Annotated in this window: 12 protein-coding genes; all 12 read right to left on the bottom strand. The window is 49.2% G+C overall.

Annotation, left to right across the window (positions count from 1 at the left end; translation table 11 throughout):
• Positions 1-26: 26 nt before the first annotated feature.
• Complete coding sequence (locus MKY12_RS15270; protein WP_339314440.1) at positions 27-1,520, bottom strand: extracellular solute-binding protein; 1,494 nt, start codon at positions 1,518-1,520, stop codon at positions 27-29.
• Between the two features lie 36 nt (positions 1,521-1,556).
• Entirely contained in the window at positions 1,557-2,438 is an 882-nt protein-coding gene (locus MKY12_RS15265; RefSeq protein WP_339314438.1) for a carbohydrate ABC transporter permease, read from the bottom strand.
• Positions 2,439-2,451: 13 nt separating this feature from the next.
• The gene (locus tag MKY12_RS15260; protein WP_339314874.1) at positions 2,452-3,306 is read right to left on the bottom strand and encodes an ABC transporter permease subunit; all 855 of its coding nucleotides are present in this window, start codon (positions 3,304-3,306) and stop codon (positions 2,452-2,454) included.
• A 353-nt stretch (positions 3,307-3,659) separates the two neighbouring features.
• Entirely contained in the window at positions 3,660-4,046 is a 387-nt protein-coding gene (locus tag MKY12_RS15255; RefSeq protein WP_339314436.1) for a MerR family transcriptional regulator, read from the bottom strand.
• A gap of 22 nt (positions 4,047-4,068) precedes the next feature.
• Positions 4,069-5,013 carry an aldo/keto reductase gene (locus MKY12_RS15250; protein ID WP_339314434.1) on the bottom strand — a complete coding sequence of 315 codons (945 nt, stop codon included), beginning with the start codon at positions 5,011-5,013 and terminating at the stop codon, positions 4,069-4,071.
• 210 nt (positions 5,014-5,223) lie between these two features.
• Positions 5,224-5,517, bottom strand: a complete 294-nt coding sequence (locus MKY12_RS15245; RefSeq protein ID WP_235191927.1) for a DinB family protein — start codon at positions 5,515-5,517, stop codon at positions 5,224-5,226.
• A gap of 48 nt (positions 5,518-5,565) precedes the next feature.
• Positions 5,566-6,441, bottom strand: coding sequence for a hypothetical protein (locus MKY12_RS15240; protein WP_036726779.1), 876 nt, complete (start codon positions 6,439-6,441; stop codon positions 5,566-5,568).
• A 429-nt stretch (positions 6,442-6,870) separates the two neighbouring features.
• The gene (locus MKY12_RS15235; RefSeq protein ID WP_339314430.1) at positions 6,871-7,842 is read right to left on the bottom strand and encodes a proline dehydrogenase family protein; all 972 of its coding nucleotides are present in this window, start codon (positions 7,840-7,842) and stop codon (positions 6,871-6,873) included.
• 75 nt (positions 7,843-7,917) lie between these two features.
• A complete protein-coding gene (locus MKY12_RS15230; protein WP_036726783.1) occupies positions 7,918-8,727 on the bottom strand; it encodes an AraC family transcriptional regulator in 810 nt (269 codons plus the stop codon).
• Positions 8,728-8,729: 2 nt separating this feature from the next.
• Complete coding sequence (locus tag MKY12_RS15225) at positions 8,730-9,185, bottom strand: GNAT family N-acetyltransferase (RefSeq protein ID WP_036726785.1); 456 nt, start codon at positions 9,183-9,185, stop codon at positions 8,730-8,732.
• Between the two features lie 148 nt (positions 9,186-9,333).
• Entirely contained in the window at positions 9,334-10,482 is a 1,149-nt protein-coding gene (dgoD, locus tag MKY12_RS15220) for a galactonate dehydratase (RefSeq protein WP_036726787.1), read from the bottom strand.
• Positions 10,479-11,150: a bifunctional 4-hydroxy-2-oxoglutarate aldolase/2-dehydro-3-deoxy-phosphogluconate aldolase gene (locus MKY12_RS15215; RefSeq protein ID WP_339314427.1), complete on the bottom strand. Its 672-nt coding sequence runs from the start codon at positions 11,148-11,150 to the stop codon at positions 10,479-10,481. Before MKY12_RS15215 ends, dgoD begins: the two co-directional genes overlap by 4 nt.
• Positions 11,151-11,169: the final 19 nt, after the last annotated feature.

Genomic DNA, 11,169 nt, shown 5'->3' with positions numbered 1-11,169 from the left:
AGCTTAGACCCTGTTATCCGTCCTGTTCATTGCTCGTTGACTTCCTTCGTCATTTCCTCGCCGCCGTTTTTCTTCCAGTCTTCAACAAATTGATCAAAGCTGTCTACCGGCTGCTGGCCTATGATGATTTTCGTGAATGCTTCGACCTCCATTTTGGACAGCTTAGGCCCGTATTTACCCATTCCTGGCGTCGGTACGCCCAGATATTGATTACGGATGGCAACCTCGTTAATCTTGTCGACAATCTCATTCAGCTTAAACTCCATACCGAGCGAGTCCAGACGCTCTCTGGATACTTCAGAATTGAACGGTACAATCGCTTCGCCGAGCGTTAGCCGGTAAATATGCTTGTTGTGCTCATCAAAGTTCGTAACCACCTTCCCGTCCTCCATATTCCATACCTCGCCCTCAAATCCGAGCATGAGTGTGCGGTATCCGTCTCCGATCATGAAATCAAGCATCTTAATAACAGCCTCCGGATGTTTGCTCGTAACCGGAATCACATTAAACCCGGCAACATAGCTGTTGCCCCAGGTTCCCTGCTTCCCGTCAGGTCCGGTTGGATATTCGAGGGGAATCCACTCTGCATTGAGATCATTTTTCTGGTTGGTCAGGATCGGGCCGCGGGTATCATACCAGTTCCCGGAGAACAGGCCCACTTTGCCGCTGGCGACTTTCTCGTCAACATTGGCCATCTTATTTAAAGCCCACTCGGGATCAATCAGCTTTTCCTTATAGAGCTCGGCAAGATAGCGTAGTGCTTCCTTCATTTCCGGCAGTGTGCTGGAATTCACCAATTGCCCGTCCCGTTCAGTCCATTGGCCCCGCTGGATTCCCCATGCCCCGATAAACGGAGCTACTCTGCCGAGGTTTTCCTGCAGGATCAGGCCAAACGTATCGTCTTTGCCGTTTCCGTCCGGATCATCCTGCGCAAAAGCGCGAATCACCTGTTTGTATTCTTCCAGCGTTGTCGGCGGCTTGAGCCCCAGACGGTCCAGCCAATCCTTGCGTGCAAACATGATTTCATTGCCCGGGATCGGGTTCAGGCTGGGAATCGCATAGATCTTTCCATCCACAGTGACGACCTTCCAGGCTTCCTCCGGGATACTTTTCTTCAGATTCGGTCCGTATTCGTCGATTAAATCATTCAGAGGGGTAAGGGCTTTCTGCCGGACATAGCTTTCGAACCAATTGGCGTCATAGGACAGGAGCATATCCGGCAGATCATCGGAGGCCATAATCACGTTCAGGGCATCCCCGTAACCGTCCGCAGGAGGCGTGAGCAGCTTGATGTCCAAGCCCGTGTTCTCGCGGATGTAATCAATGTAAGGATTATTGTTCTCGTCCATGCCCGGCGGGAACTTCCGTCCGGCATTGCTTAATACGATATCAATGGCCTGGCGTTCTTCCTTCCCTTCGGCTCCTTCCTTCTTCGTGCCGGATGAACACGCGGACACCAGCAGCATGGAAGTCACCGCCAGAATGGATACGGATCTTTTTACAAAGATTGAGACTTTCATGTGACAATCCCCTCTCTTTTCATGTTACATGCAGTTCTAGCCTTTTACGGATCCAAGCGTAATCCCTTTGACAAAATGCTTCTGCAGAAACGGATACACGAGCAGGATCGGAACTGTGCTGGCAATCAGCGCCGCAGCCTTCAAGGACTCCAGGGCCAACAGGGTGCTGTCGATATTAGCGGAGTACCCGTTGTTATTGCTGATGTTCGATTGATTGAACATGATCAGCTCACGCAGATACACCTGCAGCGGGAAGAGATTCCGGTCCGTCACATACAGGACGGTGTCAAAGAAGGCATTCCAATGTCCGACCGCATGGAACAAGGTAATCGTTGCAATGACCGGCATGGATAACGGAATGACGATCCGGACGAGCGTTCCGATATTGGAGGAGCCATCAATCTTGGCTGATTCCTCCAATTCGGGCGGCACGCCTTGAAAGAAATTTTTCATAATAATAACATTGAACGCACTAACCGCTCCAGGAATGATATAGACCCAGAAGGAATTTAACAGCCCGGTCGCTTTTACGACCAGAAAGGTTGGAATCATGCCCCCGTTAAACAGCATCGTGAATACTATCAGGAACATGATGGCTGATCGTCCTTTAATATAAGCCTTGGACAGCGGATAGGCCAGCATACAAGTGATCACCACATTCACCAGCGTTCCGATGACCGTGCGCAGCAAACTGACCTTGAAGGCGTTCACAAAGGCATGCTCGCGCAGTACCTTCACATACGCTTCGAAACTGAAATCCACCGGCCATAACGTCACCCTGCCCGATGTGATCGCCTGATGACTGCTGAAAGACTGGGCCACGATATGCAGGAATGGCAAAAGCGCAAGCAAAGCAACGAAACCCAGGATCAGGTAATTAAGCCTCGATGCCAGACGTTCTCCCCTAGTAAGCCTCATAGATTCACCCCCTCTACCATAAGCTGTTCTGGCCAAGCTTTCTGGCGGCTTTGTTGGCGAGGACGACCAATACCAGACTGATGACCGATTTGAACAACCCGACAGCGGTTGTAAAGCTGAATTGACCCTGCGTGATTCCGGTCCGGTAGACATAAGTCTCGATCACATCGGCCACATTGTAGACCAGCGGATTGTAGAGCACAAAGATCTGCTCGAAGCCGACATCCAGAACGCTCCCGAGGCGCAGTACGAACAGGATCACGATGGTCCCGATGAGCGATGGCAGGGTAACGTGGATCAACTGCTTCCATTTGCCCGCGCCGTCTACGACAGCGGCCTCGTAGATCTGCGGATCGATCGATGCCAGCGCAGCCAGATAGATGATGGCCCCCCATCCCGCTTCTTTCCAGATATCGCTGACCACCAGCACCGTTCTGAACCATTCCTGACTGCCCAGGAAGAAGATCGGCTCCAAGCCGAGCATGCCCAGAAACTGATTGACGATGCCCGTTGCCGGGGACAGCACGTTGATCAGAATGCCTCCGATGATGACCCAGGACAGAAAATGCGGTAAATAGACAAGCGTCTGGACCCCGCGCTTATACAGCATGTGCCGGACTTCATTCAGCATCAAGGCCAGGATGATCGGACCCGGAAATCCCCAGATCAGCTTGTACAAACTGATCAGCAGCGTATTTTTGAATACCGTGTAAAACTCGCTGTCCGTAAACATATTTTTAAAATGCGTAAGTCCCACCCATTCACTGCCGCGGATGCCGGCAAAGGCGCTAAAATCCTGAAACGCAACGATGATGCCCCCCATTGGCACATATTTAAAAATGATAAAATACGCGAGTCCCGGCAGCATAATCAGGTATAAGTCCCAGTACTTTTTCAGGGCCTGAAACCGCTCCGGCTTTACCGTACGAAGGGGATGGTTCTCGTGCTGCCGATCCGCCGCTGCCAAATCTGAATCCATAGGATACCTCCTTTACCCTTAGTCATAATCTCCTATCCGTGTGACATCCTCATTGTACCTGCCGTTCGGCATTTGCTTTAAGGCCATTTGCATGACCTTTTAGGTGAATTTCTTGACCACTTGGCCGTGAACAACAATATTCCAAACCGAAACTCTCCATCTGCGCAACTTTACATACAAAAAAGCTGGCTAATAAGCCAGCTTCTAGTCCATCCAGTATACTTAGTCTTTTTCTTGTTCTTTCAGGCCTCCCGCCTGGTATCTTTTTCCCAGGAACGGTAGTAATCAATTTTATCCCGCAGAATATCCAAAGTCTGATGAATCGTCTGAACCTGCTCGATTAATTTCCGCTCATGCTCTTCTAGAAGTTGTCTGCGCTGGGGTATGCCCTCATTGCCAAGCCGCATCATATCAGCGAACTGTTGCATAAGTGCGATTGGCATTCCTGTAGTTTTAAGTTTTGCGAGTAATACGATCCATTCAAAATCATGCTCCCGATATATCCGATGACCATTCTCGGCACGAGGTATAGGGTCCATCAGACCGATCCTTTCATAATAACGAAGGGTGTGAACGCTTAACCCCGTCATTTCAGCTGCCTGCTGGATGGTCAGTTCTTTACCGGTCATAACGAGTACGCTCCTTTCAACATCAGTTCAATTGATCAAGCTGTTCTGGGCTAATTTGGAGCTGAAGTGCCCCCAGATTTTCTTCTAATTGCGCTAGACCGCTTGCAGCAACAATGGGAAGAGCTCTCGGATGCTTGTGCAGCATCCAAGCCAGGACAAGCTGATTCGGTGTCGCTCCCAGCTCTCCAGCAACCTTCCTTAGCGTATGCAATCGGGCCATCTGATCCTCTCTCCGGTATGCCTCGGGCAGGACCGCTTCCTTTCTGTTGTACATGCCTCCAAGGAGGGGGGAATAAGCCAAGAGCGTAAAATCATCGTGCTGACTGCAGTAAGCAAGTAAATCCTCATCGGTACTGACCTGCACTCCGAAATCCGCATCCGCTCTAGGCTGCAAATACGTATACCGCTGCTGGATGCAGCAATAGGATTGCCATCCTTTTGACTGACTGACCGCTTTGGCCTCAAGGAGCCTGGACAGCCGGTAATTGCTGCAGCCTATAGCCCTTACTTTACCCGATTTGACCAAGGAATCAAAGGTCTCCAAGGTTTCCTCAAGTTCAGTTTCGTTATCGTCTACATGAGCATAGTATAAATCTACATAATCTGTTCCAAGCCTCAGCAAACTTTCGTCAATTCCCTTCTCAATTGCTTGGCGGCCTAAGCCTTCCATTTTTTCGCTTTTCGGCACGACCGGTTTCGCTCCCACTTTGGTGGCTAAAATGATCTGATGTCTGTTTTTTCTTTCTTTCATCCATTCGCCAAGCAAAGACTCGCTTTCTCCGCCAACACAGCCTTCGTTCCAGATCGCATAATTATTGGCTGTATCCAGAAAGTTTCCCCCTGCTTCAAAAAAATGATCAAGCAGCTGGAAAGAGGTTTTTTTGTCGGTTCGCGATCCAAAATTCAGACAGCCCAAAGAATAAGCACTTACCAGCATTCCTGTATTCCCCAACGTAAAATGTTTCACACGAAATCCTCCCTTTAACATCTATTAAGTTCCACTTACTTGCATCTACGTGACCAGTATATAAGTTTAAGCGCACTCTAAGTCAATACTACTGCTTGCGCTTCGTTTGAAAGCGCCAGCCAGCCTCATCTCCCCGTTACCCCTATCGTAAAGCAGTTATAAAAATAGGCCAACCAGAAATCTCTGGCTGACCCAATAATACGAGATCCGCTAGATTAGCGGTTCTGCTTGTTCATTTACTTGACTAGGTTTAGCGAGGTTCATTTTCGGCGGGATATATCCGAGCTGCCTGCCCATTTTTACAATTTGTCCTCTATGATGAAATTCGTGGGTGATGGTGTGCGAAAATAACCATAACTCGGTTAGCTCTACACTGTCACTATGCCAGGCTGCTGGTTTGGTGGAATCCCATTTGATTTTAAAGTCAGTTAGAAATTCATAAACCAGCTCATCCGTGTTCTTAAACACTTCGCGCATTTTCTCTACATTGTCAACGGATTCCACGTTTATTGTGGGAAGTGATTTGCCAAGGGCGACTCTTTTATATTTAACTCATTCGAAGTATTTTTTTGTATACTTATCTAGCAGAGCCTCTACCTTATTCAATAGCTTAATGCCTTCTGCGCCCTTCTTTTCAGCTGCATTATATTTGGTGAAATTTATTTTGGTCGTCTTCATGCTGTCCCGCATTAAGATGAACGCTTCCAGTTGGAGTTTTGCCCCTGCCAGATGGTAGTTGTAGATTTCTTTCAATTCAGCATTGTTTTTGTTGGGTTTAATGTTTTTCAACCCGGATACATATTTAGTATAGTTGGGCACTACAGTATTGTTTAAAGCCAGGAAGATAGATTTTCTTGTTGAATCGTTTACGATTTTATTATATTTATTAATTGTAGTTATGGCTTTATTTTCATAGTTATTTATGAGATTTAACTGATCAGTATAATCTGACAGATCCTGTGACATGATTTTTGCTTGGATTTCTGCTTGTGTAAGTTCCTTTACAACAACCGGTTTTGTTGGTTCAGGGGTTGGTTCGGGGGTTGGTTCAGGAATGACGGTGTATTCATCCACTACTTGAACAGTGAATACATAAGGTTCAAACTTTTCTCCGATATTAACGGTTAAGGTAGCCGTCCCTTTATTTATTGCATGAAGTTCAGAAACCCATTGTGTTTTTCGGACTACCTTGATTATATTCTCATCCGAAGAGGTTGGAGTGAAGTCATGGTCTGTAACTTCTGCATTGGTCCAGTCAGTGATGGCTATTTCGTAGGACTTCCACTCTCCAACTTTAATCTCAGTAGGTTTGGTCACTTTGACAATATCGGTGATGTTCCTCGCGGCCGCATGGATACTGCCATTCACTGATACAATCGATACTATAATTGCTAGTAATAATGAATAAATCAAACTCTTTCGTTTCATAATATTATTGTCCCCACTTAATTAATAGTAAAGCATCTACCATCTTTGCCAAATCATATCACGAATAGTTTGCAGGCAGCAAAAGCAGCAAATTACTTTCCTCCAATATTATACAACTTAATAGTATGAAGCGTCTCACTAGCAGCGTAAGAAAAGAAGGAATACTCATCCACTTTGCTTCCTAATGAACTTTTTCTAATCAAATCCGGATGAAAGCATAGCATCCAGCCTCCTGAACCGCTATCACTCGGATCGTAGTCAACCGTTAATAGCTCTTCCAGCCACGAAGATCATACTTCCTTCAATGAAATCATAGTAGCGGCGTCCGTATTTGATATCAAAATTCTCACCGTTCTTTAATGATATCGTATAAAATCCGTTTTTACCGGCTGACAAGGTGGGTTTATTTAACTAACGTTCACAATTGGTTCAATCATATGCCTCCACAGGATCAACGCGCTGCGAATCGGCTATATTTGCAACTGCCCGGTACAGATTCGGTGGATATTCGGCGATCCGGTGGCATAGGTACAAGTACCACTCATGGCCATAGGTCAAATAGATCTGAACCGGATAACCGGCTGATTTCAGCCTGCTGCCCAGCTCCGACCGGATGCCGTACAGCATCTCCAGCCTCGCGCCACGCTCCGTCAATAGACCCCGCTGTATCGCTTCCTCTATGATGCGCTCATCATGCGTAGCAACTGAAACCCGGTGTCCGTCTCCGAGCGCCTGTCCCACTAGCTGCAAATACCGCTCATTCAGCGATTCGGATCGGGGTATCGCGACCTCATCCGACTCCTGATAGGCGCCTTTCACGATTCGTATCCGGCCTGGCGAAGCGGATAGCGCGGCCAAATCATCCGGCGTCCGATGTAAATGCGCCTGCAGCGTAATGCCGATATTCGGATAAATGGACACGGCCCGCTTGTATACCTCGAGGATCTGCTCTGTCTTAGCGGACTCTTCCATGCTGATGAATAGCTCCAATTCTGTTCCCTGCGCTCGTTCCGCTAATTTGACCAAGTTCGTATAAGCAAGCTCGGTATCCAGTGTTAATCCGATATGCGACAAATCGAAGGATACGCGGGCGGATGCCCCCTGTTCATTGAGATCATCGATTAGCGCTGTTATTTCCAGAGCGGCCGCCTCGCATTCCTCGGCATTTACCGTATTCTCGCCAATGTACTCTAGCGAAATGGCATAGCCTTTGGCAGTAAGCCTCTGCCCCGCTTCAAGCCCGTCTTTACGGGAGTCGCCTGTTACATACTGTAAAGCAGCCTTTTTCAGAAGCTCGTATAGCAATGGCGATTGCTCCACATAAACCTTGATATCCATTCGTCTGGCGACCGACTTTAATGCGTCTGCCGCTTGCTGTTCCCAGTCTTTGTTATCATGCATATTACGTTTCCCCCTTCTACAAGTATTTCAAGTGTACTTGCGCAGAAGGATGTAATCTTGTAAAAAATTGCTCTTCTAAATCGACATCGCATATTGCCTGGGCGTTGCCCCTACAATTTTCAAGAAAGCCTTGGTAAAATGGCTTTGGTCATAATAACCTGCCTCTGCCGCGATATCAACGATAGGACGTTGCTTCGCCAGCTGGATTTTGGCATGATTGATGCGCAGCAGGTTTTGATAGGCGTGAGGGGGCAGATGGCTCCCTTTCTTGAAGAGCCGGATCAGATGAAAGCGGCTGATTCCGGCTTCCTGTTCCAATTGCTCAAGCGTGACCTGCCCGGTAAAATTCGCCTGTAAGTAGTCTTTGATCCGCTTCACGTATTTTTGCTCCTGAACACCTGATGAGCCTGTGTGCCCCAGGTCATTCTCGTTAGGGTCAACCAAAGCTTGCACCAGTTCAATGAGAGCCGTCTCGGTTTCAAGCGGAGTACCGTTGCCTGCGAGCGCACCCATCGTATGATTTAATCGTTTGCGGCACGCTTCATTCTTGCCTCCGCCCAGCAAGAACGGGATGTGCAGCCGATTAAGCTCCCCCGGTCCAAGCTTGTGCAGCCAGTCGGGGTGGATAAACAACATCTTATAGCGCCATTCCACGTCCGGTGCCGGATGGCAGGCATGCAGCATCATCGGCGGAAAACTGATCATCCTACCCGCTTCCACCTGAATCTGTTCACCGTCGCACCAAGCGTTCGTGTGGCCTGCATCTATGAGCCCGACCGAATATTCTTCGTGAAAATGTCTATGGTAGGCTAGATCGTCCGCCGTACAGTGCTTCCCCTCCAGAAAGGGAAGCGCTTCATCCCGGTAAAACGTAACTTCAGGCATGACTACAGTTCCTTCGTCATAAAACTACTATTCGGATCTGGGATATAATCTGCAAATGGCTCACAATACGTGAAGCCGAAATCTTCATACAGCTTGCGTGCGGGGATGAATGAATCCATGGAGCCAGTCTCCAGACTGATCCGTTTATATCCGCGGCTTATGGCTACTTCAATAATATGAGCAAGAATTTTTCTGGCTACACCTTTGCGCAAATGCCTTTTAGCGGTCCGCATCGATTTGAGCTCAGCATGTTCTTTGTCCAATTCCTTGATCGCCCCGCAGCCCAGAAGCTCTTCATCCTCCCAAGCGCACCAGAAGGTAATTTCCGGCTGCTTCAACCCGTCCAGATTAAGGGCATGAATGCTCTCTGGCGGAGAGTCCTCTGCCATTCCTTGCAGATGCTCTGCAATTAATCCAATCACTTGTGCCCCGCTCAAATCATCTACAAGAATTTTCACTGCAACCACTCCTACGTTAATGTTAGGTATGAATTATACCTGTTAATATTCTGTATTTCATATTACTCCCATGGTAGGTTTTCTGACAACATCTAAAATAAAAAAGCCGCTAAATTAGCGACTTCAATGGGACTATAAATGCTTAACCTTACCACTCAGCAATGCTGCCGTCCCGATGACGCCATACCGGATTTCTCCAGCGGTGGCCGTCCTCCGCCATCTTCCGCACATACTCCTCGTTCACAGTAATGCCAAGGCCCGGTCCGGAAGGAATATGGACATGCCCGTCACTGTAGGCAAAGACGGACGGATCGGTGATATAATCCAGCAGGTCATTTCCCTGATTATAATGGATGCCCAGGCTTTGTTCCTGAATAACTGCATTGTAAGACGTTGCATCCACCTGAAGACAGGCGGCCAGGGCGATCGGCCCAAGCGGGCAATGCGGAGCGACCGCGACATCGAACGCCTCGGCCATGGCAAATATTTTCTTACATTCCGTGATCCCTCCTGCATGGGACAAGTCGGGCTGAATAATGTCAACCACCCCATCCTTCAGCAGATTTTTGAATTCCCAGCGCGAGTACATACGCTCACCCGTGGCGATCGGAGTGCTGGTATGATGTGCGATCTCCCGCAGAACTTCGTTGTTCTCCGGCAGCACCGGCTCTTCTATGAACATTAGACGGTAGGGGTCCAGCTCTCTGGCCAGTCCCCGTGCCATCGGTTTGTGAAGCCGTCCGTGAAAATCAACAGCAATCCCGAATTCCGGTCCGCAGGCCTCCCTAATGGCGGCGACCCGCTCGACGATAGCATAAATCTTGTCATGGGTATCAATGAACTGCATCTCTTCCGAGGCATTCATCTTAATCGCCGTGAACCCGGCAGCCTTCTTCTCCAGCGCCGCCTTGACAACATCGATGGGGCGGTCTCCGCCTACCCAGGAGTACACCCGCATCGAATTGCGGCAAGCGCCGCCCAGCAGCTGGTATACAGGCGCATTGTAGATTTTCCCTTTAATATCCCATAACGCCTGATCGATCCCCGCTATCGCACTCATCAGAATAGCCCCGCCACGATAGAATCCTCCCCGGTACATGAGCTGCCATAGATCTTCAATCCGCTGGGGGTCCTGCCCAATCAAATAATCCATCAGCTCTTCTACCGCGGTCTGCACCGTATGCGCCTTGCCTTCGACCACTGGCTCCCCCCAGCCGGATATCCCTTCATCGGTTTCAATCTTCAGAAACAGCCAGCGGGGAGGAACGATAAAGGTCTCAAATCCGGTGATTTTCATGGTTTTTTTGCTCCTTTGGTGTTGTTCATTCTGGCCTTGCGGACTTCCTCGGCGAAATGGCGGGCCATCTCTGTGATCTTCCCATAGTCGCCCTGCTCCACTGCTTCCCGGTCGACGAGAGCGCTTCCAAGACCGACGGCAACAGCTCCGGCGGCAATGAAGGCTCCTACATTCGCAAGGGTCAAGCCTCCTGTCGGCATCATCTGGATGTGGCCAAGGGGCCCCTGCAGTTCCTTGATGTAGGAGGCACCGAGTGAACCGCCCGGGAAGACCTTAAGCAGGTCTGCACCCGCTTCATGTCCCCTGACTGCTTCGGTTGGTGTCATTACACCTGGAATCGAGATTCGCCCGTGCTGTAAGGTCAGTTCTACAATCGCCACATTCAAATTGGGGGAGAAAATAAAATCGGCTCCTGCCGCGATTGCCTGCTCGGCCTGCGCCAGCTTCAGTACGGTCCCCGCCCCCACCAGCAGGCGATCTCCGTATTTCGCCTTCATGTCTGTGATCAGCCGGTATACTTCCGGGGTATCGGCTGTAATCTCCAGCGCTCCGACTCCGCCGTCTGCCAGTGCCGCAGCAATGTGCTCCACCCGTTCAGGTGCTGGCCTGCGAATAACGGCAACCAGCCCGGAAGTTATCAGCTGCTCAATCCGTCTATCTTTGTCCATGTCCTTCCTCCTCCTCGGG

It is taken from the genome of Paenibacillus sp. FSL M7-0896, assembly GCF_037975415.1.
GTDB lineage: Bacteria > Bacillota > Bacilli > Paenibacillales > Paenibacillaceae > Paenibacillus_AQ > Paenibacillus_AQ silagei.
Note: the sequence above shows the minus strand (reverse complement) of the source record. Positions and strands in the feature narration are given on the sequence as shown.